Raw genomic sequence first — 25,473 nt, 5'->3', positions numbered from 1 at the left:
CTTATACGGCTGGAGCTGCCTTCGTCATCGCGTTGATGACCCGGTCCATCGCATCCCCGCCACGCGGGTCGGTCAGGTTGGCCAACAGCTTGAGGACGAAACGCATCAGCGTCGGGTGCGGCATGCCGTGTTTGGTGGCGATCCGCATGATCTCCGGGCGGCCGATCAGTTTCACGAAGATGCCGCCCAACCGGTAGTAACCGCCGAGTCGGGCCTTCAGCTCGTTCGGGTACGCCATCAGCGCCCGCTCCCGCTCCGGGCCGGCCGGCCGGGCGAGGGCCTGGACGATGGCCTCCGCGGCCAGTTCGCCGGACTCCATCGCGTACGCGATGCCTTCGCCGTTGAACGGGTTGACCATGCCGCCCGAGTCACCGACCAGCAGCACGCCACGGGTGTAGTGCGGCACCCGGTTGAAGCCCATCGGCAGCGCGGCGCCGAGGATCGGGCCGTCGGCGTTGGTCTCGTCGGTCATCCCCCAGTCTTCCGGGGTGTTGGCGAGCCAGTCGGTGAGCAGCCGGCGGTAGTTGGTCTTGCCGAACGCCGAGGACGAGTTGAGCACGCCGAGGCCGACGTTGACCCGCCCGTCACCGAGGCCGAAGATCCAGCCGTACCCGGGCAGCAGGTTGTCACCGCTGTCCTTGCTGCGCAGCTCCAGCCAGGACTCCAGGTAGTTGTCCTCGTGCTTGGCCGGCGAGCGGTAGTAGCGGCGGACGGCCACGCCGATCGGCCGGTCCTCCCGCTTGGCCAGCCCGAGCGCGAGCGGGAAGCGGCCGGAGACGCCGTCCGCCGCGACGACCAGCGGAGCGCGGAAGGTGGTGGGCTCCTTGCCCGGACCGACCTCCGCCTCGACACCGGTGACGCGGCCATCATCGTCGAGCACCGGGCCCAGGACGTTGACGCTGGTCCGCAGCTTCGCGCCGGCGGCCACCGCCCGCTGGGCGAGCAGATCGTCGAAGTCCAGTCGGGTGCGCACCAGACCGTAGTTGGGGAAGCTGGCCAGCTCCGGCCAGTCCAGTTCGAGGCGCACCCCACCACCGATGACCCGCAGGCCGCGGTTGTGCAGCCAGCCGGCCTCGGGCGAGGTGTCCACACCCATCCGGATGAGCTGGCGCACCGCGCGCGGGGTCAGCCCGTCGCCGCAGACCTTCTCCCGGGGGAACTCGGTCTTCTCCAACAACAGCACCCGTACGCCGTGCCGGGCCAGGTGGTACGCAGTCGCTGATCCACCGGGACCGGCGCCCACGACAATGACGTCGGCGTCGTGTTCCACCGCGGTCATTCGCGCCTCCTCCCGCACGCTCGTGAAATGCTTCACAAGCCAGACGGGACGAGTGTATGACCGGCGTCATACCAGCGCAGGATCAGGGGTACCTAACTCGCCGATGTGACAGCCCACCACCGTCCACAGCAGTCAGGTGTCAGGTCGAGCTGGCGGCGTCCAGGCCTGCGTCGACCCGGATCGTCTCCGGCAGATGCTCCCGGAGCGCCCCGCCCGCCGCGCGGTCCAGCGCCGCCAACACCTCGGCGACCACCTGCCGGACCTCCACCGGGTCGGCCCCGGCCAACTCGCGCAACTGGGCGATGAGTTCGGCCGCGTCGTCGTCGGTGGCGGCCACCGGGTCCGCCGGGTCTGCTCCGGTCATGCGATCGAGCGTACGGGGCAAAGTGGACTAAAAGCTGATATTAGCGAAACCTGACTAATGTCCGTGCCCGGTGGTGCGGTCCGTCCGCTACTCGCGGATCCCCCGGTGCAGGGCCACCACACCACCGGTCAGGTTGCGCCACGCCACGCGCCCCCACCCGGCCGCGGCCACCCGGCCGGCCAGCGCGGACTGCGCCGGCCAGGCCCGAACCGACTCGGCGAGATACACGTACGCCTCGGGGTTGCTCGACACCGTGCGGGCCACCGCCGGCAACGACCGCATCAGGTACGACAGGTAGACCGTCCGGAAGACCGGGTTGACCGGGGTGCTGAACTCGCAGACCACCAGCCGGCCGCCCGGCCGGGTCACCCGGGCCAGCTCACGTAGCGCCGCGTCGGTGTCGTTGACGTTGCGCAACGCGAAGGAGATGGTCACCGCGTCGAAACTGGCGTCGGCGAACGGCAGCCGCAGCGCGTCTCCGGCCAGCAGCGGCACCTCGGGCCGGGCCCGCTTACCGGTGTGCAGCATGCCCAGTGACAGGTCGACCCCGACCGCGTACGCCCCGGACTGGGCCAGCTCGCGCGTCGAGACGCCGGTGCCCGCGCCCACGTCCAGCACCCGCTCGCCCGGCCGCAGCCCGAGCGCCGCCCGGGTGGCCCGGCGCCAGGAGCGGTCCTGGCCCAGCGAGATCACCGTGTTGGTCAGGTCGTAACGCTCTGCCACGCCGTCGAACATCGCGGCGACCTCGTGCGGCTGCTTGTCCAGACTGGCGCGCTGGCCCTGCGGGGTACGGCTCACCCCTTCACTCTGCCAGCCGCCCGCCAACCGACGCTCGCTGGGTGGCACGGCACGCACCCGTACGCGAAAGGGCGGGGTGGTCGCCCACCCCGCCCTCACGTCGTGCCTGCGTTCGTGACACCTCGGTCAGAACGCCTGTTGCCATCGCGACCCGTCGCGGTCGCGCCTCTTCCGCGCGCCCCGGTCAGGGCGTCGGTGTCAGTCGGTCGACTTCTCGTCGGCCGGCGAGACCAGGACCACCTTGCGGCGACGGGTGAGCACCAGCAGCACCCCGCCCACGAGCAGGATGACGATGCCGATCCCACCGATCAGGCCGACCTGCACACCGGTCACCGGCAGGCCGCCACCGCCCGTGCCGCCACCGCCGGAGCCGCCACCGGCACCCGGCGAAACGGTGGTGCCCGGCGTCGGCGTACCGCTCGGGTTCGGCGTCGGGCTGGCCGTCGCGGTCTGGGTGGCCGTCGCGGTCGGGGTTGGCGTGACCGTCGGCGTCGGCGTCGGGGTCGGCGTCTCCGTCGGGGTGACCGTCGGCGTCGGCGTCAGGGTGACCGTCGGCCTCGGCGTCGGCGTCTCCGTCGGGGTCGGGGTCTCCGTCGGGGTCGGCGTCATCGTCGGCCTCGGCGTCTCCGTCGGGGTCGGCGTCTCCGTCGGGGTCGGCGTCTCCGTCGGAGTGACTGTCGGCGTCGGCGTCGGGGTGACCGTCGGCGTCGGCGTCGGGGTGACCGTCGGCGTCGGCGTCGGGGTCGGCGTGACCGTCGGCGTCGGAGTCGGCGTTGGCGTCTCCGTCGGGGTCGGCGTCTCCGTCGGCGTGACCGTCGGGGTCGGGGTCGGCGACCCGGTCGGCGTGACCGTCGGCGTCGGAGTCGGCGAATCCGTCGGCGTGACCGTCGGCGTCGGAGTCGGCGTCGGGTCGACGGCCAGGTCGACGAAGACGTCGAAGATCGCCTGGTTGTCGACCTCGTCGACCTCGGTGAAGGCCTTCCGCTGAGCGGTACTGGCCCGTCGCGGCTGCTCCTCGGGCTTGCCGGCTGCCGCGTCCAGACCGTGCGCCACCAGCTCGCCGACCCGCAGCACCGGCTCGGTGACGTCAGCGCCGACTGTCACCTTGATGTCCGCCGTGTAGTAGTCACCGGGACGGATCACCGCGCCGTCGTCCTGGCAGAGCGCCTGAGCGACGCCGAAGGTCTGCGTGATGCAGGTGTCCGGCAGGGTGTCGAAGGTGACTCCCGCCGGCAGGGTCAGCACGTAGGCGAGACCGGTGGCCTTACGGCTGCCGTCGTTGTAGACCGCCCAGTCGACAGGCACCGTCTCGCCCGGCCGCACCGGCCGCAGGTCGGGGTCGTCGCCGTTGACGCCGTTCAGCACGACGTTCGCGTTGACGTCCTGCACCCAACTGGTCAGGTCGTACCCCGGCTCGGTGACGGTGATGTCGTGCTCGACCCTGTTGTCTTCCTCGTTGGGGTCCTCGGTGGCCGAGCGGATGGTGACCACCAGGGTGCCGGCGGCGCCCTTGCCACCGGTGGAGAAGATCGGAATACCGAAGTCCTCGCTGGTGCCGGCGGCCAGGTCGCCGAGGCGGCAGGTGAACTTCTTGCCGTTCACCCGGCAGCCGTCGGGCACCACGACCCGGACCTTGTTCGTCTTCAGCTTGCTGGTGTCCACCGTGTAACTGACACCCTTGGCGTCTTCCTCGCTCCGGGTGTTGTCGACAGTGAACTTGAACGGCTTGCTCCTGGCCTCCGTGACACCCTTGGCCAGGTTGTAGCTGAGCGGCACCAGAGCCAGATCGGCCTCCTCGGCCGCCAGCACTGGGGCGGCCACGGCGGCGATGCCGCCGGCCGCCAGCAGCGCCACGACACCGGCGCGAACCAGCGTCGAGCGGTGGAACGCTGTCATCAGTCCCCCGGGGGTAGGGAAGAAAGAATGGTTGCGGAACGAGCGGACGCTATCGGAGGCCGATCTTCCACGCCAGCAGGCGGACCCGTTTTCAGCCGTCCGGTTTGAGCTGGGCAGACAGTACGGGCGGGATGGTCACCCATCCCGCCCGTACTGCCGTGCGTTATATGAACGACCCGCAGCGGGCCGATGGAGGACAGCCCCATCCGTCGACGGTGGTGACGGATATGAGCCGGGACGCTAGCCGCCGACGATCATCTCCACCAGCCCCGCACCGGACAGCCTGACGCTGCGGCGGCCGGGACCACCCGTACCGCCGGGGTGATCCGGCGGGAGCATGAGCGTCGATCAGCCGAACGGTCGGGTGTCGACAGTCAGCTGACGTCGACCAGGGGGAGGGACTTCCCCGCGCCGCCGCCGGGCAGCGCGATCGAGGAGAAGTGCGAGACCACCCGCTCGTCGGTCGGGTCGTCGGCTGGCGTGTGGTGCACGGCGAGCCGGTTGTAGAGGGTGTCGCGCTGGGCGGGGATCCGGTCCGCGGAGCGGATCATGCCGATCAGCTCGTGCAGGTTGGAGCGGTGCCGGGCACCGGCGGAGGAGATGACGTTCTCCTCCAACATGATCGAGCCGAGGTCGTCCACGCCCATGTGCAACGCGAGCTGCCCGACGTCCTTGCCGGTGGTCAGCCAGGACGCCTGCAGGTGCGGCACGGTCTCGAAGAAGAGCCGGGCCACCGCGACCAGGCGCAGGTATTCCAGCGTGGTCGCCTGGGTGCGGCCCTTCAGGTGGTTGTTCTCCGGCTGGTACGTCCACGGGATGAAGGACCGGAACCCGCGGGTACGGTCCTGCACGTCCCGGATCATGCGCAGGTGCTCGATCCGCTCGGCGTGCGTCTCGCCGGTGCCCATCATCATGGTGGCTGTCGACTCGATCCCCTGCCGGTGGGCCAGCTCCATGACCTCCAGCCAGCGCTCGCCCGACTCCTTGAGGGGCGCGATGGCCTTGCGGGGGCGCTCGGGCAGCATCTCCGCGCCGGCGCCGGCGATCGAGTCCAGGCCGGCGGTCTTGATCCGGGCGATGGCCTCGTCCAGGCTCACCCCGGAGACCTTGGCCATGTGCAGGATCTCGCTGGGGCCGATCGAGTGGATGACCAACTGCGGGTACGCCTGCTTGACCGAGGAGAACAGCTCCTCGTAGTACTCCACGCCGTAGTCCGGGTGGTGCCCGCCCTGGAGCATCACCTGGGTGGCGCCCAGCTCGACCGCCTCGCCGCACCGGCGCAGGATCTCCTCGGTCGGGTGGGTCCACCCTTCCTTGTGCTTCGGCGCGCGGTAGAAGGCGCAGAACTTGCACGCCGTCACGCAGACGTTCGTGTAGTTGATGTTGCGGTCGATCAGGTACGTGACGACGTTGTCCGGGTAGCGTCGCCGACGCACCGCGTCCGCCGCCTCGCCCAACGCGTGGAAGGGCGCCTCGGTGTAGAGCAGCAGCGCCTCCTCGGGCGTGATCCGCCCGCCGTCCGCGCCGCGCTGCAGGATGTCGTCGATCTCCCGGCTCACCGTCACACCCCGAGCCTACGTCGGCCCACCCGACTCGACCGCCGGACCCCGGTGGGGTGCGGCACGTCCCACAGCCGCCGTCAGCTCTCGCGTACCTCGACGTGTATGCCGTAGCTGTCCCGTAGCTCCGCCGCAAGCTCCGGCCCCACCCAGGCCGGCACGTACGCCTCCCACCACTGACGCTCGGAGCCCCCCGGCATCGGCTGCTCGGAGAGCAGCGCTCGAAACCGCTCGTCCGCCGCCCCGATCCGCTCCCGAACCCACCCCATCTGCGGAAAGCCGAACAACCGTTCGTCGGTCAGTACCCTCTCGATGGCGTCCCGGATGCTGAGGTCGGACCAGTACTCGTCGAGGATGTCGTCGTAGCCCTCCTCGCAGAACTCGACGAACTGCTCCCACCCCTCCACGTAGCCGGTCGGACGCCGTCCCCCGGTGACCTCGGCAAACCGCTCGACGAACTCCCTGTCGTTCGGCGCCGTCATGCGTCGTAGTCGACAGTGAGCTTGTCGGTGGTCGGGCTGGACTGGCAGGTCAGCACGTAGCCGGCGGCCAGCTCGTCGGGCTCCAGCGCGTAGTTGCGGGCCATCGTGACCGCCCCGTCGACGACCTTCGCCTTGCAGGTCGAGCAGACGCCACCCTTGCAGGCGTACGGCAGCTCGCCACGCACCTTCAGCGCGGCGTCCAGCACCCGTTCCTCGCGGCCCATGGTGAAGCTCGACGACCTTCCGTCCAGCACGATGGTCACCTCGGCTCCGGCGCCCGCCTGCTCGACGGGTCGGCGCACCGGCTCCGGCGGCGTGTCGACGTGGAACAGCTCGGTGTGCACCGCCGACTCGGGCAGCCCGCGTGCGGTCAGCACGTCCCGGACGTCGACCACCATGCCGTACGGGCCGCAGAGGAACCACTCCTCGATCAGGTCGCCCGGCACGATGGTGCCCAGCAACCGGCTCAGCCGCTCGGCGTCGATCCGACCGGAGAGCAGCGGCGACTCGCCCTGTTCCCGGGAGAGGACGTGCACCAGGTGCAGCCGGGTGGGGTAACGGTCCTTCAGGTCGGCCAACTCCTCGGCGAACATCACCGTGTTCGCCGTGCGGTTGCCGTACACCAGGGTGAAGGTGCTGGCCGGCTCGACGGCCAGGGCGGTCGAGACCAGCCCGAGCACCGGCGTGATGCCGGAGCCGGCGACGACCGCGCCGTAGTGCCGCACCCGGTCCGGCGCGAACGCCGTGGTGAAGGTGCCCAGCGGCGGCAGCACCTCGACGGTGTCGCCCCCGCGCAGGGCCCCGCAGGCGAACGCCGAGAAGGCGCCGCCGGGGATCTCCCGCACCCCGATCCGCAACCGGCCGTGCCGGGCCAGGTCGTCGGGGGTGGAGCAGATCGAGTACGACCGGCGCACGTCCGCGCCGTCCTCAGCGACTCGCCGCACGGTGAGGTGTTGGCCGGCGCGGAACGCGAAGGTCTCCCGCAGTTCCTCGGGTACGGCGAAGGTCACCGCCACGGAGTCGTCGGTGAGCCTGTCGACGGCGGCGACGGACAACGGGTGGAAGACCGGCCGGCGGCGAACCGGGCGGGTGATGGTGACAGTCACAGCGCCTTCAGGTGGTCGAAGGGTTCGGAGCAGGAGCGGCACCGCCACAACGCCTTGCACGCTGTGGAACCGAACCGGCTGATCTGCTCGGTCTCCGGTGAACCGCACTGCGGGCAGCGGACCGCGAGCGTCACTGACACGACGCCGGCGGTGCGCACCGGGGCCGGCGGGGCGATCCCGGCGGCGGCGAGCTTGGCCCGCCCACCCTCGGAGATCCAGTCGGTGCTCCACGGTGGGCTGTAGACGGTCCGGACCTCAGCGTCCGGGTGGCCGGCGGCGGCGAGCGCGCCGCGGATGTCGGCCCGGATCACGTCCATCGCCGGGCAACCGGTGTAGGTCGGGGTGATGGTGACCGTGACCCGGCCAGTGGCCGGATCCTCCTCGACCGCGCGCAGGATGCCCAGCTCGTCGATGGTGATGACCCGGATCTCCGGGTCCACGACGCTGGCGGCGGCCGTCCTCGCGTCACTCACCACCTAGCTCCGGGGTGGGCGCGGTGCAGCACCTGCATCTCGGCGAGCAGGTAGGCCAGGTGCTCGGTGTGCACACCGGTCCGCCCGCCGGCCGGGGCCCAGGCACCATCCGGCTGGGTGAGCGTCGCCTCGGCCAGCACCGGGCCGACGACCTCGTCGAACGCCGGCCGCAGGGTCGCCGGGTCGACCGGCGCCGCCGGGTCCGCGGCGAACAGCTCGTGGGTGTACGGCCACACCTGGTCGACGGCCGCCTGCATCCGACGGTGCGACTCCTCGGTGCCGTCACCGAGCCGCTTCACCCACAGCGCGCCGTGGTCCAGGTGGTACGCCGACTCCTTGCGCGCCTTCGCGCCGATCGCGGCCAACCGCTCGTCCGCGCAGCCGGCCAGCGCGGTGTACAGCGGCAGTTGGTACGCCGCCAGGAAGAACAGCTTCGCCATCGTCACCGCGAAGTCGCCGTTGGGCAGCTCGACCAGTAGCGCGTTGCGGAACTCGCGGTCGTCGCGCAGGTACGCCAGCGCGTCCTCGTCGCGCCCGGCGCCCTCCAGCTCGCCCGCGTACGACAACAGCAGACGCGCCGCGCCGAGCTGGTCGAGGGCGATGTTGGCCAGCGCGATGTCCTCTTCCATCTCCGGGGCACGAGTGGTCCACTCGGCCAACCGCTGGGCCGCGACCAACGCGTCGTCGGCGAGAGCGAGGGTGAAGTCGAAGGGCCCGTTCACGCCGTCACCTCGCCGTTCTCGCTGGTTCGCTCGCTCACAGGTGGGCCACCCCGTCCGGCACCTCGTAGAAGGTGGGGTGGCGGTAGACCTTGTCGGCGGCCGGGTCGAAGAAGGCATCCTTCTCGTCCGGGCTGGACGCGGTGATCGCGCTGGCCGGCACCACCCAGATCGACACGCCCTCCTGGCGACGGGTGTAAAGGTCACGGGCGTTGCGCAGAGCAAGCTCGGCGTCGGGGGCGTGCAGGCTGCCGACGTGGGTGTGCGACAGCCCGCGCCGTGCCCGCACGAAGACCTCCCACAAAGGCGAATGACTCGTCATGCCGGCTTGCTCGGCTTGCTCGCTACGCTCGCTCACGCGGCCACCGTCTCCTTCTGTCCCGCCCGCTTCGCGGCGTACGCCGCGGCGGCCTCGCGTACCCAGCTGCCGTCGGCGTGCGCGGCCCGGCGGTGCGCAATCCGTTCGCGGTTGCACGGCCCGTCGCCGGAGATCACCCGCATCAGCTCGTCGTAGTCCGGCTGGGTGTAGTCGTACGCCTGCCGCTCGTCGTTCCAGCGCAGGTCGGCGTCGGGGATGCGCAGCCCGAGGATCTCGGCCTGCTGGACGCACATGTCGACGAAGCGTTGCCGCAGGTCGTCGTTCGAGAAGCGCTTGATCTTCCAGGCCATCGACTGGGCGGAGTGCGTGGAGTCGCCGTCCGGCGGGCCGAACATGGCCAGCGACGGGTACCACCAGCGGTCCACCGCCTCCTGGGCCATCGCCTGCTGCTCGGGGGTGCCGTGTGCCAGGGTGTGCAGGATCTCGTAGCCCTGCCGCTGGTGGAACGACTCCTCCTTGCAGACCCGGATCATCGCTCGGGCGTACGGGCCGTAGGAGCAGCGGCAGAGCGGCACCTGGTTGACGATCGCCGCGCCGTCCACCAGCCACCCGATGGCGCCCACGTCGGCCCAGCTGAGGGTGGGGTAGTTGAAGATCGAGCTGTACTTCTGGCGGCCGTCGAGCAGCAGTTGGACCAGCTCGTCGCGGCTGATGCCGAGGGTCTCGGCGGCGGCGTAGAGGTAGAGGCCGTGACCCGCCTCGTCCTGCACCTTGGCCAGCAGGATCGCCTTGCGCTTGAGCGACGGCGCCCGGCTGATCCAGTTGCCCTCCGGCTGCATGCCGATGATCTCGGAGTGGGCGTGCTGGGCGATCTGCCGGATCAGCGTGCGCCGGTACGCGTCGGGCATCCAGTCGCGGGGCTCGATCTTCTGCTCGGCGTCGACCACCTCGGCGAAGTACGCCGCCAGGTCCTCGTCCGGCGCGGGCCCGCCGCGCCGCCCGCGCGCCGCCGCTGCCCGCAGCTCGGCCTCGGCGGCCTCGACCTCGCCCAGCAGGCCGCCGGGTGAGTCGTCCGGGGCGCCGTTCGGGGCGGAGAAGTCGTTGCCATACATGAGGCTAAGTGTTACAGCTTGCGCCGCGTTGCACCAGGGGGTGTAACAGGAATCCGCCTATCCCATCTGTAAGCGGATGAGTGCTTTGTGCTACCTGAGGGCCGACAGTTCGCCGTGACGTAGGCCACGAAACAAAGGTGAATCACTGCAAAAACCTCATACCGGCCCCATATCCCGCCTTTATCCCAGGTTGCCTAGTGTCGAACCCTGGCGGTCCGCCGGTCCGGACGTAGACTTCTGCCGGACAACCGATCAGGTGCCAGCATCGACATCTCCACAGAGGCCACCTCCCCCGGCCTCGGCGATCGCACCCGATTCGTCCCGACGACAAGCCGGTCCCCCCGGCCCTGACACCTGGAGTTCACCCACTCATGCGATCTCGCGTGACCCTGGTGCTCGCCATCACGGCGGTCGTGCTCGGCGGCGTCCTACTGGTCCCCACCGCGTACGCCCGACTCGCCAGTGACGACGGCAGCGGAGGCGGCGGAGGCGGCACGTCGAGCGTCGCCGCGCCCGCGCCCGCCCCACCACCACCGCCCACCCTGGCGGCCGGCCCGGTGTCGGTGAGCTTCAAGGGTGAATTCTTCTCGTGGGCCCTGCTGGATCGGAAGACCGGCAAGATCTCCGGGTCGCCGAACATGACCGCGACCAGCTCCACCGAATCGATGATCAAGGCGTGGATCGTCTCCGACTACCTGCGACAGCTCGGCGACAAGGAGCCGTCCGCAGCGATGAAGGAAGCGGCTCGAGTCGCCATCGTCGACAGCAACGACGGAGCGGCCAACAAGGTCTACGCCGCTGCGGGCGGCTCCTACAAGGTGCCGCCGAACGGGCTGCCGGGACCGGTCATCCAGCGGGCGATCAAGATCTGCGGGCTGACCGACACCAAGCGCGGCAACGTGCCGAAGTACGAGGGCTGGTGGAGCTTCACCCGGATGTCCCCCCGCGACGCGGTCCGGGTCGGCGACTGCATCGCCGACGGTAAGGCCGCCGGTCCGAAGTGGACCAAGTGGGTGTTGGACCAGATGAGCAAGGTCCGGGGCACCACCGCAGCCAAGGACCAGAAAGCCTCGTCCGGCGGTGGCCGCTGGGGGATCATCGACGGCCTACCGAAGTCGATCACCGCTCAGGGCCCGGTCAGCATCAAGAACGGCTGGACCCCCATCTACGGCGATGGCACCTGGCACGTCAACTGCCTCGCCGTCACCAGCAAGTGGAGCCTCGCGGTGATGCTGCGCTACCCGATCAGGACCGGTCTGGACTACGGCGCGAAGGTCTGCGCCAGTGTGACCACCCAACTGGTCACCCCGCAGCCGGGCGCCGCGCTCAAGGTGCCGCAGCAGCCGGTCGGGAAGCTCTGATGGCCGGTAACCGTCGGGTAGACCGGCGCAACGGCGGCGAGGCCTCCCCGATTCGGCTGATCGCCATCGCGGTCATCCTGATCGGGCTGGTGCTGGTGTCGCTGCGGCTGCTGCCCGGGTCGCCGTTCGAGTCGTCCGCCGCGGCCAAGTGGGGCGACGCCGGCTCCGGCACGAGCGACCGCCCCACCGGCGCCGGCACCGACCGCAGCGCCCGCCAGCCGTCCTCGCCGTCACCGAGCCCCAGCCCGTCGCTGGAGCCGCTGCCCTTCGTGGCCAAGGACCTCAAGCTGAACATCGAGGGCTGGTATTCCTGGAGCGTCCTCGACCGCCGCACCGGAAAGATCATCGGTTCGAAGAACATGGGCGAGACCAGCACGACCGCCTCGCTGATCAAAGCCTGGATCGTCGCAGACTACCTGCGTCGCGCGGCCGACGACGGCCAGACCCCGAGCGACGCGAAGCTCGCCGACGCGACGCGGATCATCCGGGACAGCGACAACACCCGTGCCGAACAGTTCTACAACCAGGTCGACCGGGACGCCTCGATCAAGCGGCTCATCTCCATGTGCAAGCTGACCGACAGCAGCGTCGCCCCCGACGGCGGCTGGAGTCGGACGGCACTCTCCCCCCGGGACACCGCCCGGATGGGCAACTGCATCGCCACCGGCACCGCCGCCGGGCCGAAGTGGACCAAGTGGCTGCTCAACGAGATGAAGCAGGTTCGCGGTGCCGGCGACTTCGGCATCCGCAAGGCGTTCCCGGCAGCCGAGCAGAAGAAGATCGCCATCAAGAACGGGTGGATCGACCGGACCAGGGAGCAGGAGATGCACATCAACTGCCTGGCCATCGGTGACACCTGGACGATGGGCGTGATGGTCAAGTACCCGATCAACATGGGCTACGACTACGGCATGAAGAACTGCGAGAAGATCACCGAGGCCCTGCTCCGCCCCGGCACCTGAGCCGCTCAGGCTGACGTTGCCGGCCCGGGCCACTGACGGGCCGGCGGGCGACGGGTCAGCCGGCGAAGAACTCCGGGCCGCCGTCCGGCAGTGCCGGGGCCTCGCCGATGGCGGCGGCCCGTCGGGCCCACTCGCGCAGCCCGGCGACCTGCCGGTCGCCGAGGGAGAAATCGAGGGTCCGGAAGTACGTGGCCAGCGTCTCCGCGTCGAAGGTCTCCCAGCGGGCCGCCGCTTCGGCGACCTGGTCCAGCTCCGCCAGGCAGAGGTCCCGCGAACGCAGGAAGGCCTCGTGCACCTCCTTGACGAGGCCCGGGTGGGCGGCGGCGAAGTCGCGGCGGACCGCCCAGACGGCGAAGACCATCGGCAGGCCGGTCCACTCCCGCCACGCCTGCCCGAGGTCGGTGACAGTGAGGCCCTTCTGCGGTGCCTCGTAGTACGCCCGCAGCGCCACGTCCCCGATCAGCACTGCGGCGTCGGCCTCCAGCAGCATCTGGGTCAGATCCGGCGGGCAGCGGAAGTATTCGGGCCGCACGTCGTACTGCTCGGCGAGCAGCAGCTGAGCCAGCATGACCCCGGTCCGCGAGGTCGAACCGAGCGCCACCCGGGCGCCGTCCAGCTCGCCGAGGGGCCGGGTGGAGACCATGTTGACCGAGAGCACCGGGCCGTCGCTGCCCACCGCCAGGTCCGGCAGGAGCAGCAACTCGTCGGCGTGCTTGAGGTACTCCAACAGCGTGATCGGGCCGATGTCGAGGTCACCGGCGACCAACGCCGCGCTCAACCGGTCCGGTGAGTCCTTGTGCAGGTCCACGTCGAGCAGGGCACCGGAGCGCATCAGACCCCAGTAGATCGGCAGGCAGTTCAGGAACTGGATGTGCCCGACCCGCGGGCGTGCGATGCGCTCAGCCATGGCCCGACCGTATCCCCGGCCGCTGGCTCCGGCTCGGCGGGCCGGCCCGGAGTGGCCAACCCCGCACTTGACGACCGTCGTACCGCCCGGGCCACGACCGGCACGAAGGCCAGCACCACCAGCAGCCCGACCACACCGGCGCCGGCGATCAGCGGCCGAGGCGGAACGGCCGCGAGCAACGCCCCGCCGACCAGGAAGCCCGCCATCGAGCCGCCCTGCACCGCCGCGCCGTAGGTGGCGTACGCCCGCGCACGCATCGCCTCCGGCACCCGCCGAGCGGTGAGCAGGTTGGCGAAGACGTTGTCGCCGCCATTGGCCGCGCCCCCCACCAGCCAGAGCGGCACCAACACGCCCGCCGCCGGCACCGTCGCCGCGAGCAACACCATCAGGCTGCACACAGCCAGGGTGGCCAGCACCCCCCGTACCAACGCGCCGTCGTCGTCGAGCCGCCTGGCGAGTCGTACGGCAAGCCAGCTCCCCGGCAGCATGCCAGCCATCCATGCGGCACTGACCAGGCCGTACGTGGTTGCCGAATCCCCCAGCGTCTCCCGGATGAAGAAGACCTCGATCACGTTGATACCGCCGATCGCCGCGATCACCACGGCGGTGCTCACCACCATGACGAGCATCAGCGGGTCGCGGCGCAGCCGCCAGCCCATCTCCGTACCCCCGGCGGTTGCCACGCCGGCCTCGCTGCTGGCAGCGGCCGGGCTGGCATTGGCGGCGGTCTGGCTGGCGGTGGGTCGGCGGCCGCCGCGTCGGGTCCGCAGCAGCAGGCCGGCGACCACGAGCGCCAGGTAGGTCGCGGCATCGAGAAGCAGCGGTACGCGGGTGCCGAACTGCCCCACCAACAGGCCGGCCAGCACCGGGCCGCCGAGCGCACCGAGCGAGACGGCGGTCTGACTGATCGCGCTGGCTCGTGGCAGGTCGGCTGGGCGGACCATCGCCGGCAGCAGCGCCGCCAGGCAGGGTTGAGTCACCGCGAGCCCGCAGGCCAGCACTGCGACGAGCCCGACCACCAGGACCGGCTGTTCGACGACGGCGAGGAGCGCACAGATCGCGGCCTGCCCGAACCCGACGGTCACCAGCAGGGTACGGCTGTCCGTCCGGTCGGCGAGTCGGCCCGCGAGCGGGGCGAGCACCACCAGCGGCAGCGTGGCGGCCAGCAGCAGCCCCGACACGGCCAGCCCGCCGGCACCGGCACCCTGTAGGGCCAGCGCGAGCGCGGTAGCGGCGAGGAAGTCACCGCAGATGGTGGTGCCCCGAGCGGCAGCGGCGAGCCAGACGTCCGCCCAGCGCGACTCGTCAGTTGTGAAGGACATACTTCGAAAATAATCCTTCACAACTGATTCATGCAACCCTGCCTATGCCAAGGGCACCGTCCGGTAGTGCACGGCGACGGTTCGCGCCCCCGGCGGTGGGTCACCTTGCCGCCGTCGCGGGTGGTACGGCCGGAGCAGCGCCAGGACCGCCTCGTTCAGCTCGGCCAGCTCCTCCGCGGTGAGCAGCAGCAGCGAGTCGTTGAACAGCGCCTTGTCGTACCACTCGGCGGGCTCGTCCCCGGCGCGCCGCGACCAATCCCGAATCCGCTCCATCCCCCGGAGCGCATGTGCCTCCACCACCGCCTGCTCGGCCGCACGTGCTGCGGGCCCGGCCTCGCGGCCTGCGTCGACCATCCAACCCGCAGTCAACAAACGCCACACCCGCTCGCGGGCGTCCCCCCTGCTCGGCGCCGCTTCGACGAGGCCGAACTTCGCCAGCGCCCGGAGGTGGTAACTGGTCGCGCTCGGCGACAGCCCGACAATCTCCGCGAGCTCGGTCGCGGTTCCGCCGCTCTCGCGGCTGCTCAGGTATTCCATGATCGCGATCCGGGCCGGGTGGGCCAGGGCCCGCATCACCTGCGGGTCACTGATCATCCGGCGCGCATCGGGACGGGCCTCGGTCATAGGCCCATGATCCCGGCAGGCCCCCCAACCTGCCACCACCCCCACGTCCCGCTCGGACCACCAGCAGGGCGTGGGCAGCTCGCCATGGTCGACGAACTCGGTGTCCATCCATTGATCGACACTGACCTGGAAGTGTCGTACACCAGTTCTATTGTGGGTTCATGCTGGAGGCGTTGGAGCAGGTGGGCGGTGCTGTTGACGACTGCGCCGAGACCACGCTCTGGGGGCTCTCCGATGACGAGTTGCTTGCTTCTCTCGACGCGACTCAGGTGTTGTCGCAGCGGCTGGCAACCGTTCAGCTCGGCCTGGTCCGCGAGTTGGACGGTCGCGGGCTGGCGGTCGCCCAGGGCGCCTCGTCCACGGCAGTCTGGCTGCGGGATCGGCTCCGGCTCTCCGGTCGCGGCGCGCGCCAGCTGGTCCAACTCGCCGCCACCATCGACGCCGCCCCGCCGGCGGTGCGCGACGCCCTGCTCAGCGGCGCCATCACCGTCGAGCAGGGGCGAGTGGTTGCCGAGACGATCGCCGCCCTCCCGGTCGAGGCCGGTCCCGAAGTCGCCGACAAGGCCACTCAACTGCTTGTCACCTGGGCCGACCGTTTCGATCCGACAATCCTCAGTCGGCTCGGCGAACGCGTCCTCACGCATGTCGCCCCGGAGCTGGCAGACCAGGCTGAGCTGAAGGCTCTGGAGCGGGCCACCGAGCGGGCCGAGGCCCGCCGGCACGTCACGCTCTCCGAGCAACAGAACGGGCAGGTACGCCTCAGCGGCAACCTCGACACCGAAACCGCGAGCCTGCTCCGCGAGGCGATCGATCCGCTCTGTGCCCCAGCCGGTGAGCACGACGACCGCAGTCCCGGTCAGCGCCGCGCCGACGCCTTGGGCGAGATCTGCCGACTGGCGCTCCGCACGGGCCAACTGCCTGACAACGGTGGCGACCGTCCTCAGCTGGTGGTGACCGTGTCGCTGGACGAGCTGCTCAACGGCGTACGCGCCGGGACACTCGAGACCGGCACGCGCCTTACGCCCGGTGCGGTCCGCCGCCTTGCCTGCGACGCTGGCGTGCTGCCGGCTGTGCTCGGCGGCAACAGTCAGGTCCTGGACGTCGGTCGCCAGCGCCGGCTCTTCACCGGCCCGCTGCGGCGCGCGCTGGTCCTACGGGACGGCGGTTGCGCCTTTCCTGGTTGTGATCGGCCGCCGAGGTGGTGCGACGGCCACCACATCCGACACTGGGCCGACGGTGGGGCGACGGCCCTGGTCAATGCGGTGCTGCTCTGCGGCTACCACCACCGGCTCATCCACCGCGGCGACTGGGAGGTCCGTGTCGCGGCGGACGGTCGACCTGACTTCCTCCCGCCCAGCTGGCTCGACCCGCTGCGCATCCCACGTCGCAACCTCTACCACCTGCGCTGCTGACGCCGCCGACCACGCCCACGCCACCCAAGACCGCGACCGGCGACCGCGACCCGCGCCGACCGCGACCCACGCCCCGCGACCGCGACACGCACCCCGCGACCGCGACACGCGCCGACCGCGACCGCGACCCACGCCCCGCGACCGCGACACGCGCCGACCGCGACCCACGGCCACGCCCTTGACCTTGACCCGCGCCAGACATACGACAACCCCGCTGGCCTGCCGCCCCAAGTCGCGTCTCCCGTTGATCGACTCGATTTCCTGGAAACCGGGCCGTCCCAACGGCCCAGACACCGCGACTTCTTGAAAGCCGAGTCGATCACCGGCTCTCTCGGCGGTCGCGGCGTGAGAAGCCACGGCGCTGGGGTGGAGCGTGATCGCCCGGGGACACACCCGACCGGGTAACACGCCGTCTCGGAAGGGTGGTCGCGTCGGTAATTCGCTGGATGCGGCGGGTCGGGGAGCGTATGGTTGCAGGCCGCTTGACGGCCGAGGTGAGCTGCACCGGAACGGACGTCTTCGCGCCGGGTGGCCGGCCATCCGCCCCCGGACACGCGAGCGCGCAGCAGATGTGAACGATGGGACGTCAGCATGCCCGCACTTGACCTCGACCCCCAGCTCGAACCCCGACTCGACACCGACCTCGACGCGGACCTGGCCGCCGAACGTGCACACCTCACGACCTCGCGGGCGGCGCTGGCTCGGATGCGGGAGCGGGCCGAGTCTCTGTTCGCCACCGGTGACCAGGTGGCCGGCGACGCGTACGCGGCCGAGACGCTCGGCCGCACCCTGGCCCGTCGGGTGGCCGAGCTGGCCGACGACCCGACCACTCCGCTCTTCTTCGGCCGCCTCGACTTCGCCGACGCCCCGAACAACGGCACCACCGACAGCGCAACCACGAACAGCAGGACCACCGACAGCGAGACCACGAACAACGGCACCACGAGCAGCAGCACCACGAACAACGGGACCACGGACAACGGCACCACGAGCGCCAGGCCCACAGCCAGCAGGCCGGCGAGCGACCCGACCGCGCCCGACCACAGCGGTGATCATCACGGGCGGCGGTATCACGTGGGGCGGCGGCATGTCACCGACGATCGTGGCGAGCCGTTGGTGCTGGACTGGCGGGCGCCGGTCTCCCGTTCGTTCTACCGGGCGAGTGTGCGGGATCCCCAGGGGGTGGCGGTTCGGCGGCGGTTCGGGTTCAGCAATGGTGTGTTGACCAGCTTCGAGGATGAGCGGCTGGATCGGGGCGAGGAGCTCGGTACGACCAGTCGGATCCTCACCGCCGAGATCGAGCGTCCGCGCGTCGGGCCGATGCGGGACATCGTCGCCACGATCCAGCCGGAGCAGGACGAGCTGGTCCGGGCTGATCTCGCCGACTCGATCTGCGTGCAGGGCGCGCCGGGTACGGGGAAGACGGCTGTGGGTCTGCACCGGGCCGCGTACCTGCTCTACCTGCACCGGGAGCGGTTGCGGCGGGCGGGTGTGCTGATCGTCGGGCCGAACCGGGCGTTCCTGTCGTACATCGCGGCGGTGCTGCCGGCGCTCGGTGAGGTGGAGGTCGAGCAGGCCACGGTGGAGGAGTTGATCTCCCGGGTGCCGGTGCGGGCGGTCGAGGCGCCGGCAGTGGCCGCGCTCAAACACGACGTACGGATGGCGAGCGTGCTGCGGCGCGCGGTGCAGGCGCAGATCAGCACCCCTACCGAGTCGATCACCGTGTCGGACGGGTCGTTCCGCTGGCGGATCGGGATCGAGCCGTTGCACCGGATCGTCGAGGAGACCCGCCGGGAGGGGCTGCCGTACGGCACGGGTCGGGAACGCGTTCAGGCGCGGGTGGTGAGCCTGCTGCAACGGCAGGCCGAGGCGCGGCGTGCGGAGTCGCCCAGCGATGCCTGGCTTCGTCGGATGAGCCGCTGCCGGCCGGTGCTCGACTTCCTGGACGCGGTCTGGCCGGCGCTCACCCCGGAAGGGCTGGTGCACGGTCTGTTCTCCGATCCGGCCCGGCTCGCCGCCGCGGCGGACGGCCTGCTCAGCGACTCCGAGCAGGCGCAGCTGACCTGGGCGAAGCCGGCCCGCACGCCGAAGGCGACCCGCTGGACCGCTGCCGACGCGGTGCTGATCGACGAGGCGACCGGGCTGCTGGAACGGCTCTCCGGGTTCGGGCACGTGGTGGTGGACGAGGCGCAGGACCTCTCCCCGATGCAGTGCCGGGCCATCGCCCGGCGCAGCGAGCACGGTTCGGTCACGCTCCTGGGTGACCTCGCCCAGGGCACCGCGCCGTGGGCGGCGACGGACTGGAGGGAGTCGCTTGCCCACCTGGGTAAGCCGGACGCGGTGGTGGTGCCGTTGACAATCGGTTTCCGGGTGCCCGCCGCGGTCGTCGCCTTCGCGAACCTGCTGCTCCCGGCGCTCGCTGTGGACGTACCGCCGGCCGAGTCGCTGCGCCACGACGGCGGCCTGGACGTGCGTACGGTGACCGACCTGACCTCGGCGACGGTGGCCGAGGTGCGCGCGGCGCTCGCCCACGACGGCTCGGTCGGTGTGATCGCCGCGGACGACGCGGTCGACGGCCTCCGCGCGGCCCTGGCCGAGGCCGGTGTCGAGACCGCGACCGCCGACGACGTGGCGGCCGCGGAGCGGGTCACCGTGGTGCCGGCGACGCTGGTCAAGGGCCTTGAGTACGACCACGTGGTGGTGGTCGAGCCGGCCGCGATCGTCGCGGCCGAGCCGCGCGGGCTGCACCGGCTGTACGTGGTGCTCACCCGGGCGGTGTCCCGGCTGGCGGTGCTGCACGTTGCGCCGCTGCCCGCACCGCTCGTCGACGGGTCAGCCGGCTGACAGGGCGGCCGCGATCTCCCGCAGCGGGCGGCCGGACTCGGCCAGCGGCACGTGGAACGACAGCCACGAGCCGTCGGCGAAATCGAGCCGCAGCCGCTTCCAGTTCAACCGGTACCTGCCGAACCGGGCGGTGACGGTGGTGCGTGGGACGGACCCGAGCAGTTCGATGTCGGCCTGCGCCCGTTCGTCCGCCGCCGAACTGGAGAGCAGCCCGACGGGTGCTGTCGCGCCGAGCAGCAGCCGCTGGTCGGTGACCGCCAGCACGAGGGTTCGGAGGCCCGTGCCCTTCGTCGCCACGGTAGCCGCGTGGTGCAGCACTGACGCTTGGGAGCCTGGCTCGCCTCGACCTCCGACGCCGAAGAAGAGCCAGTCGACGGCGTTGTCCGCCCTACCGAAGGTGATGTTCGGTGAGAGCACGTTGAGCAGGACGCCCAGGAAGCCGGGCCCACCGGTGGCGGGTGGCGTCGACGGCTGCGGGGGTGGCGCCGGGGTCAGCCCGCCGCCCGCTCGAACCTGGGCCACCGCGCGAACCTGCTCCCCGGCCGGCAACAGTCGGGTGATCCCGTCGACGTACCGTGCCTGGCTCTCGTCGACAGTCATCAGCGCCCCTCGTGGTCGTCGGGCTGGCGCGGCCCGGCGCCCGGAGCGCCGATGACCTCACCGACCAACTCCCGGACCTGGGCCGCGGCGGCCTCCTGCGCCCGGTTGGCGGCGGCGGTGAACTCCTCGGCCAGGCTGTAGGAATCCAGTCGCATCGCCCGCGCGTTCAGCTCCGTGGAGACGATCTTGCCGTCGGCGGCGGCGGTGACCCGCACCAGGCCGGAGTCGCTGACGCCCTCGGCGCTGGTCTGCTCCAACTCCGCCATCCGGTCGGCGAGTTGCCGCTGCCATCCGTCCAGGTTGCGAGCCAGCGCCTCGATTCGGTCCAGGGCGGGGAAGGTCATGGCTGCCTCTCAGTTCACGATGGAGTCGAAGACATTCTGCACACCCACTGTGTACGGGCCCAGGTCTTCGCTGTACGTGCCGTCCACCAGGTAGTTGCGGTCCTTGTGCCCGTCGGAGATGTCGTGCAGACCCACGCCGGTGTCCAGCAGGGCGCCGCCGAAGCCGGGGATGTTGACCGGCGAGACCTGGTTGATGACGAACTTGCCGGGAAAGAGGGTCTTGAACTTCTCGACCTGGAAGGCACGCCCCTCGGGCGTCCAGCCACCCTTGCTGAGCAGCTTGTACTGCTTCTTCCGCCGCTTGATCTCCATGACGGTGTCCGCGTACTTGCGGAGCTGCCCGGCGACCTTGCCCAGCCGGGCGGCGAGGCGGGTGAGCACCTCGGCGAACCGAGCGACGATCTTGACCATCCGACCCACTGTGGTGGCCAGCCGGGCCAGCACCCGGACCACGGTGGCGGCCAGCGAGACGCCGGCGCTCAGCGCTGCGGCCACCGCCGCGATGATCACCTCGGTGAGGAACCAGAGCAGGAACTCGAGGATCAGCTCGACCAGCAGGTTGAACGCGTCCACCGCCGCGTTCGCCGCCTCGACCAGCACGTCCTTGGTGCCGTCGAGCCCCTGGGCCAACTCCTCGATCGCCGCCTCCACCGACTCCATCGAGGCATGGAAGCTCTCGGCGGCGTCGCCCGTCCAGGCGCCGCGCAACCGGGCCCGGTCGGCGATCTGGTCACCGGCGATGTCCCGGACCGCCGCGCCGGTGTCCAGGCAGAGCTGCGCGGCCCGCATCAGGTCGTCCGGTTCGCCGGCGACCAGCTCCAGCAACTGCTCGAACGGCCAGAGCACCGCGTTGGAGAGCGGCTTGAAGGGGTCGGGGGTGCCCGACACGATCTGCTCGAAGTAGGTCCTGTTGCGCTGCAACGCCTCGGTGCTCATGCGGGCACCGGCCCGCTCGGAGCGCCGGTGCCACCCGACCAGGGGCCCGGCGCTATGACGTCGGGGGCGGGCGGGCGGCCGGGCACGAACAGGTCGGTGGTGGCCGCGTCGGTGCCGGTGTAGGCGGCGGCGGTGTCACTGACCCCCTCCGCGATGTCCGCCATCATCTCGGCGCCGTCGGCGAGCCCCTGCAGGCACGCCTCGAACTGCTCGGCGTACGTCGCCGCGAGGTTGAAGGACGCCGGCATCACCCCGAAGGCGTGCCGGGGCACGTGCCCGTCGCCGAAGGCGCGGTGCAGCTCGCGGAAACGGGCCGCCCGATCCTTGGACCCCGCGGCGAACGCCGTCAGGGCCTCCGGCTGGACCTCCAGCTCATTGCTCGGGCTTGACACGGACCCTCCCCTGTGGCCTGTGCGACGGGTCAGTCGCCACGACTCCCCACCATAGGCACTGCCCGCCGCGAGCGGGGGTCCCGACCGGTGATGACGGGGTCACTCAGCTCGACTTTGTGCCGTAAAGTAGTTTGCGTGGACCTCGACGATGATTCACCGCCCACCGACGCCGCGGCGGCACTCCGGCTGATCCAGGACCAACGGTCGGCGACGGCACGCCGGCTCGATCCCGATGCCCGCCTGCTCTACTGGCCGTGGGGTGTCGCCTGGCTGGTCGGTTTCGGGCTGTTCTTCCTCCGGTTCTCCCCCGGTGACCGAGCGCTGGTCCACCTGCCGAGCTGGCTGCCACTGACCGTCCTGTTCGTACTGCTCGCGGCCGCCGGAGCGATCCAGGCAGTGGTCAGCGTGCGGGCCTACGGCCAGGTGACCGGCGACTCCGCCCGGCGAGGGCAGTGGTACGGCTACGCCTGGGCCCTCGGTTCGGTGAGCGTCTACGCGGGGCTGGGCCGGATCTCCGAGCACCTGCCGCACGACCTGGCGGCGCTGCTCTGGTCGGCGACCGCCGTCGGGCTGACCGGCGCGCTGCACATGGCCGGCGGGGCGGTCTGGCTGGACCAGGACCTGTTCCGCCTCGGCGTCTGGATCAGCGTGATCAACCTGATCGGGGCGATCGCCGGGCCGGGCTGGCACCCGCTCGTCGTGGCGGTGGCCGGCGGCGGCGGAATCCTGGTGGCCGGCGCGCTCGCCAGGCGGCGACAGCGACAGCGACAGCAGCCGTGACCGAGCTGGATCCGGTCATCCACGCGCAGGCCCGGCTACGGGTGGTGGCCACCCTCTCCGCTCTCAACGTCGGCGACAAGATCGCGTTCCCCCGCCTCCAGGAGCTGCTCGCGATGACCGCCGGCAACCTCTCGGTTCACCTGCGCAAACTCGAGGACGCCGGCTACGTGGAGATCAGCAAGACCCATCGTGGACGCACGCCGGCGACCCTGGTCGGGCTCAGCCGGCGAGGCCGGCTGGCGTTCGAGGAGTACACCGAAGCTATCCGCGCCCTGCTCGACCCCACCCCGTCGAAGGAGCAGCCATGACCCTCGCCCGCGCCGACCAGGCCAGCCGCCGGTACGGCGACGTCCTCGCCCTCGACCGTGTCGACCTGGAAGTCCGGGCCGGTGAGCTGGTCGGCCTGCTCGGGCCGAACGGCGCCGGCAAGAGCACCCTGATGAACCTGCTGGTGGGCCTGCGCCGCCCCAGCTCCGGGCGGGTGGAGCTGTTCGGTGGCGACCCCCGCGACCCGGCGAGCCGGCGGCAGATCGGGGTCACCCCACAGGAGACCGGTCTGCCCGGCACGCTGCGCGTCGGCGAGGTCGTCGACTTCGTCTCCGCGCACTATCCCGACCCGGTGCCCCGGGCGGAGCTGCTCGACCGCTTCGGCCTCGCCGACCTGGCCCGACGGCAGACCGGAGGGCTCTCCGGCGGGCAGCGCCGCCGGTTGGCGGTGGCGTTGGCGTTCGTCGGCCGGCCCCGGCTGGTGCTGCTCGACGAACCCACCACGGGCCTGGACGTGGCCGCCCGGCACACACTGTGGGACGCGATCCGGGCATTCCACGACGACGGCGGCACCGTCCTGTTGAGCAGCCACTACCTGGAGGAGGTGGAGGCGCTCGCCCACCGGGTGGTGGTCATCGGGCAGGGCCGGGTGCTGGCCGACGACACGGTGGACGCGGTGCGCGGCATCGTGGGCGTACGCCGGGTCAGCCTGATCGCCGACGACCTGCCCGACCTGCCCGGGGTGGTCCGCAGCGAACGGATCGACGGTCGGCTGCACCTGCTCACCACCGACGCCGACGAGCTGGTCCGAGCGCTGGTCACGGCCCGGACCCCGTTCACCGACCTGGAGGTACGGCCGACCTCGCTGGAGGAGGCGTTCCTCGCCATCACCAGCGGCGACGTCACCAGCGGAAACGTCACCAGCGGCGACGAGCCCGCCGGCACCGGCCAACCCACCACTGCCGCTGCCGGCGGCCGACCCACCACCGTCTGAGGAGGCGACAGTGCAGCTCGCCCTGGTCCACGCCCGCTACCAACTCCTGGAGATCATCCGGATTCCGGTGGCCGTCTTCGGCAGCGCCTTCTTCCCAGCCGCCGCCATGATCTTCTTCGTGGTGCCGTTCGCCGGTGACGACGCGGTCGGTGCCACCTACGCCACCGCGTCGATGGTCACCTTCTCGGTGATGAGCGCCAACATCTTCCAGTACGGCGTCGGTGTCGCCGAGGACCGCGACCAGCCCTGGAACCCGTACACCCGGACCCTGCCGGCCGGACCCGCGCCGCGGTTCGCCGGCCGGGTGCTGGCCGGCCTGGCGCTGACCTACCTCTCGCTGATCCCCGTCGCGGTGATCGGAGCGACGCTGACCGCGGCCCAGCTCACCCCGGCGGCGTTCCTGCTGGCTCTCGGCACGGTGGCCGTCATCTCGGTGCCGTTCACGCTGATGGGCCTCGCCATCGGCTACTCGCTGCCGAGCAAGGCGGCGATCGTGGTGGCGCAGGTGCTCTTCCTGCCGCTCGCGTTCGGCGGCGGCCTGCTCTCCGCGCCGGGCGACGCGCCCGGGTTCATCGAGACGATCGCGCCGTACCTGCCCACCAGGGGCGCGGCCGAACTGATGTGGGCGGCGGTGGGCGACTACGACGTGGAGCCGCTGGCACTGATCATGCTCGGTGTCTGGGTGGTGCTGCTCGCCGCGCTCGCCGGCTGGGCGTACCGGCGGGACGAGGGTCGCCGGTTCAGCTGACGATTCGTCCGTTTCCGCCCCGGACCGCGGCGGGACGGTGCCAGGATTCCGGCAGGGGGCCGTCGTGGCCGCCCGGGCCGAGAGGGGTCTTGACGTGAGCACCGTCCCGCCGGGTACGCCCTGCTGGGCCGACCTGGCCACCCCGGACCTGACCGACGCGCGGCGTTTCTACCCGGAGCTGTTCGGGTGGACCGGCCAGGTCACCCCGGAGCCCGAGGCGGGCGGCTACACGGTCTTCCTGCTCGACGGCAAGCCGGTGGCCGGCGCCGGCCCGCCCGCGATCCCCGACCAGGTCCCGATCTGGTCGACGTACCTCGCCACCGACGACGCCGAACTGGTCGCCGGCCGGGTCGAACGGGCCGGCGGGCAGGTCGTCGTACCCCCGTTCGAGGTCTTCGACAAGGGCTGGATGGCGGTCTTCGCCGACCCGGCCGGCGCCACGTTCAGCGTCTGGCAGCCGCTGGCCATGGCCGGTGCCGAGGTGTTCAACGTGCCGGGCGCGATGAGCTGGAACGAGCTGGTCACCCCCGACCCCGAGGGCGCGAAGGTCTTCTACGAGCTGGTGTTCGGCTGGCAGCCCGACGACCAGGCGGTGGGTGCCATGACGTACACCGGGTGGCGGCTCGGGACGCAGATCGTCGCCGGGATGATGCCGCCGCTGGCCGACGACTTCCCGGGCGACCTGCCCGCGTACTGGACGGTGTACTTCGCGGTGGCCGACGCGGACGCCGCCGCGGCCCGCGCCGCCGAGCTGGGTGGAACGATCCTGGTCCCGCCCCGTGACATCCCGGCGGGCCGCTTCGCCGCCCTCCGCGACCCCCAGGGCGCCCTCTTCTCCGTCATCGACCTGGGCCCTTGACCCTGGGAGAGCGT

General features: G+C 71.1%; 26 protein-coding genes and 1 pseudogene. 9 read left to right on the top strand and 18 right to left on the bottom strand.

Going from position 1 to position 25,473, the window contains the following annotated elements:
- Position 1: 1 nt before the first annotated feature.
- From IW249_RS11120 to paaA, 11 genes and pseudogenes are all read right to left on the bottom strand, one after another.
- On the bottom strand, positions 2-1,279 hold the full coding sequence (locus IW249_RS11120; protein ID WP_196920658.1) for a geranylgeranyl reductase family protein: 1,278 nt from the start codon (positions 1,277-1,279) through the stop codon (positions 2-4).
- Between the two features lie 139 nt (positions 1,280-1,418).
- The gene (locus IW249_RS11115; protein ID WP_196920657.1) at positions 1,419-1,643 is read right to left on the bottom strand and encodes a hypothetical protein; all 225 of its coding nucleotides are present in this window, start codon (positions 1,641-1,643) and stop codon (positions 1,419-1,421) included.
- 87 nt (positions 1,644-1,730) lie between these two features.
- On the bottom strand, positions 1,731-2,441 hold the full coding sequence (locus IW249_RS11110; RefSeq protein WP_196920656.1) for a demethylmenaquinone methyltransferase: 711 nt from the start codon (positions 2,439-2,441) through the stop codon (positions 1,731-1,733).
- 831 nt (positions 2,442-3,272) lie between these two features.
- Positions 3,273-4,337: pseudogene (locus IW249_RS34735) on the bottom strand (cell wall anchor protein); the annotation flags it as partial.
- Between the two features lie 374 nt (positions 4,338-4,711).
- Positions 4,712-5,902, bottom strand: a complete 1,191-nt coding sequence (mqnC, locus tag IW249_RS11100; protein WP_196920655.1) for a cyclic dehypoxanthinyl futalosine synthase — start codon at positions 5,900-5,902, stop codon at positions 4,712-4,714.
- A 74-nt stretch (positions 5,903-5,976) separates the two neighbouring features.
- Positions 5,977-6,378, bottom strand: a complete 402-nt coding sequence (locus tag IW249_RS11095) for a hypothetical protein (protein ID WP_196920654.1) — start codon at positions 6,376-6,378, stop codon at positions 5,977-5,979.
- Positions 6,375-7,484 carry a 1,2-phenylacetyl-CoA epoxidase subunit PaaE gene (gene paaE, locus IW249_RS11090; protein ID WP_196920653.1) on the bottom strand — a complete coding sequence of 370 codons (1,110 nt, stop codon included), beginning with the start codon at positions 7,482-7,484 and terminating at the stop codon, positions 6,375-6,377. The genes IW249_RS11095 and paaE overlap by 4 nt, the downstream gene beginning before the upstream one ends.
- A complete protein-coding gene (paaD, locus tag IW249_RS11085; protein ID WP_196920652.1) occupies positions 7,481-7,957 on the bottom strand; it encodes a 1,2-phenylacetyl-CoA epoxidase subunit PaaD in 477 nt (158 codons plus the stop codon). Before paaD ends, paaE begins: the two co-directional genes overlap by 4 nt.
- The gene (paaC, locus tag IW249_RS11080; RefSeq protein WP_196920651.1) at positions 7,954-8,679 is read right to left on the bottom strand and encodes a 1,2-phenylacetyl-CoA epoxidase subunit PaaC; all 726 of its coding nucleotides are present in this window, start codon (positions 8,677-8,679) and stop codon (positions 7,954-7,956) included. Before paaC ends, paaD begins: the two co-directional genes overlap by 4 nt.
- A gap of 34 nt (positions 8,680-8,713) precedes the next feature.
- Positions 8,714-9,034, bottom strand: a complete 321-nt coding sequence (gene paaB / locus IW249_RS11075; protein WP_372432952.1) for a 1,2-phenylacetyl-CoA epoxidase subunit PaaB — start codon at positions 9,032-9,034, stop codon at positions 8,714-8,716.
- Entirely contained in the window at positions 9,031-10,107 is a 1,077-nt protein-coding gene (paaA, locus tag IW249_RS11070) for a 1,2-phenylacetyl-CoA epoxidase subunit PaaA (protein ID WP_196920649.1), read from the bottom strand. Before paaA ends, paaB begins: the two co-directional genes overlap by 4 nt.
- Before the next feature lie 371 nt (positions 10,108-10,478).
- On the opposite strand from paaA, the gene IW249_RS11065 reads away from it, so the two are divergent.
- Both IW249_RS11065 and IW249_RS11060 read left to right on the top strand, forming a co-directional pair.
- The gene (locus IW249_RS11065; protein ID WP_196920648.1) at positions 10,479-11,468 is read left to right on the top strand and encodes a hypothetical protein; all 990 of its coding nucleotides are present in this window, start codon (positions 10,479-10,481) and stop codon (positions 11,466-11,468) included.
- On the top strand, positions 11,468-12,430 hold the full coding sequence (locus IW249_RS11060) for a serine hydrolase (protein ID WP_196920647.1): 963 nt from the start codon (positions 11,468-11,470) through the stop codon (positions 12,428-12,430). The genes IW249_RS11065 and IW249_RS11060 overlap by 1 nt, the downstream gene beginning before the upstream one ends.
- A 55-nt stretch (positions 12,431-12,485) precedes the next feature.
- Here IW249_RS11060 and IW249_RS11055 read toward each other — a convergent pair whose 3' ends face one another.
- From IW249_RS11055 to IW249_RS11045, 3 genes are read right to left on the bottom strand one after another with little or no spacing between them, the layout of a single operon-like run.
- Positions 12,486-13,337 carry a menaquinone biosynthetic enzyme MqnA/MqnD family protein gene (locus IW249_RS11055; RefSeq protein WP_196920646.1) on the bottom strand — a complete coding sequence of 284 codons (852 nt, stop codon included), beginning with the start codon at positions 13,335-13,337 and terminating at the stop codon, positions 12,486-12,488.
- Entirely contained in the window at positions 13,289-14,659 is a 1,371-nt protein-coding gene (locus IW249_RS11050; protein ID WP_196920645.1) for an MFS transporter, read from the bottom strand. The genes IW249_RS11055 and IW249_RS11050 overlap by 49 nt, the downstream gene beginning before the upstream one ends.
- A 42-nt stretch (positions 14,660-14,701) precedes the next feature.
- Complete coding sequence (locus tag IW249_RS11045) at positions 14,702-15,283, bottom strand: ArsR/SmtB family transcription factor (protein ID WP_196920644.1); 582 nt, start codon at positions 15,281-15,283, stop codon at positions 14,702-14,704.
- A gap of 161 nt (positions 15,284-15,444) precedes the next feature.
- Here IW249_RS11045 and IW249_RS11040 point away from each other — a divergent pair, with 161 nt between their 5' ends.
- Together IW249_RS11040 and IW249_RS11030 are read left to right on the top strand one after the other, a co-directional pair.
- Positions 15,445-16,695 carry an HNH endonuclease signature motif containing protein gene (locus tag IW249_RS11040; protein WP_196920643.1) on the top strand — a complete coding sequence of 417 codons (1,251 nt, stop codon included), beginning with the start codon at positions 15,445-15,447 and terminating at the stop codon, positions 16,693-16,695.
- 591 nt (positions 16,696-17,286) lie between these two features.
- Complete coding sequence (locus IW249_RS11030) at positions 17,287-19,539, top strand: HelD family protein (RefSeq protein WP_231392482.1); 2,253 nt, start codon at positions 17,287-17,289, stop codon at positions 19,537-19,539.
- Here the strand turns inward: IW249_RS11030 and IW249_RS11025 are convergent.
- Genes IW249_RS11025 through IW249_RS11010 form a run of 4 tightly spaced genes read right to left on the bottom strand, consistent with a single transcriptional unit; the run spans position 19,528 to position 21,811 of the window.
- Entirely contained in the window at positions 19,528-20,139 is a 612-nt protein-coding gene (locus tag IW249_RS11025) for a hypothetical protein (protein ID WP_196920642.1), read from the bottom strand. The genes IW249_RS11030 and IW249_RS11025 overlap by 12 nt on opposite strands.
- Positions 20,139-20,483, bottom strand: a complete 345-nt coding sequence (locus IW249_RS11020) for a YbaB/EbfC family nucleoid-associated protein (RefSeq protein ID WP_196920641.1) — start codon at positions 20,481-20,483, stop codon at positions 20,139-20,141. The genes IW249_RS11025 and IW249_RS11020 overlap by 1 nt, the downstream gene beginning before the upstream one ends.
- A 9-nt stretch (positions 20,484-20,492) precedes the next feature.
- Positions 20,493-21,419 carry a WXG100 family type VII secretion target gene (locus IW249_RS11015; RefSeq protein ID WP_196920640.1) on the bottom strand — a complete coding sequence of 309 codons (927 nt, stop codon included), beginning with the start codon at positions 21,417-21,419 and terminating at the stop codon, positions 20,493-20,495.
- Positions 21,416-21,811: a type VII secretion target gene (locus tag IW249_RS11010; RefSeq protein WP_196920639.1), complete on the bottom strand. Its 396-nt coding sequence runs from the start codon at positions 21,809-21,811 to the stop codon at positions 21,416-21,418. Before IW249_RS11010 ends, IW249_RS11015 begins: the two co-directional genes overlap by 4 nt.
- Before the next feature lie 135 nt (positions 21,812-21,946).
- Between IW249_RS11010 and IW249_RS11005 the strand changes: the two genes are divergently transcribed.
- The 5 genes from IW249_RS11005 to IW249_RS10985 all read left to right on the top strand — a co-directional run bounded on the left by IW249_RS11005 (position 21,947) and on the right by IW249_RS10985 (position 25,459).
- On the top strand, positions 21,947-22,591 hold the full coding sequence (locus IW249_RS11005; RefSeq protein ID WP_196920638.1) for a transporter: 645 nt from the start codon (positions 21,947-21,949) through the stop codon (positions 22,589-22,591).
- The gene (locus IW249_RS11000; protein ID WP_196920637.1) at positions 22,588-22,899 is read left to right on the top strand and encodes a transcriptional regulator; all 312 of its coding nucleotides are present in this window, start codon (positions 22,588-22,590) and stop codon (positions 22,897-22,899) included. Before IW249_RS11005 ends, IW249_RS11000 begins: the two co-directional genes overlap by 4 nt.
- On the top strand, positions 22,896-23,852 hold the full coding sequence (locus IW249_RS10995) for an ABC transporter ATP-binding protein (protein ID WP_231392481.1): 957 nt from the start codon (positions 22,896-22,898) through the stop codon (positions 23,850-23,852). The genes IW249_RS11000 and IW249_RS10995 overlap by 4 nt, the downstream gene beginning before the upstream one ends.
- Positions 23,853-23,862: 10 nt before the next feature.
- A complete protein-coding gene (locus IW249_RS10990; protein ID WP_196920636.1) occupies positions 23,863-24,600 on the top strand; it encodes an ABC transporter permease in 738 nt (245 codons plus the stop codon).
- Positions 24,601-24,694: 94 nt separating this feature from the next.
- Positions 24,695-25,459 (top strand): VOC family protein, encoded by a 765-nt coding sequence (locus IW249_RS10985; protein WP_196920635.1) that lies wholly within the window; start codon positions 24,695-24,697, stop codon positions 25,457-25,459.
- The last annotated feature ends 14 nt before the right edge of the window (positions 25,460-25,473 follow it).

It is taken from the genome of Micromonospora vinacea (assembly GCF_015751785.1).
GTDB classification, from domain to species: domain Bacteria; phylum Actinomycetota; class Actinomycetes; order Mycobacteriales; family Micromonosporaceae; genus Micromonospora; species Micromonospora vinacea.
This window is presented reverse-complemented; position numbering and strand designations above follow the sequence as displayed.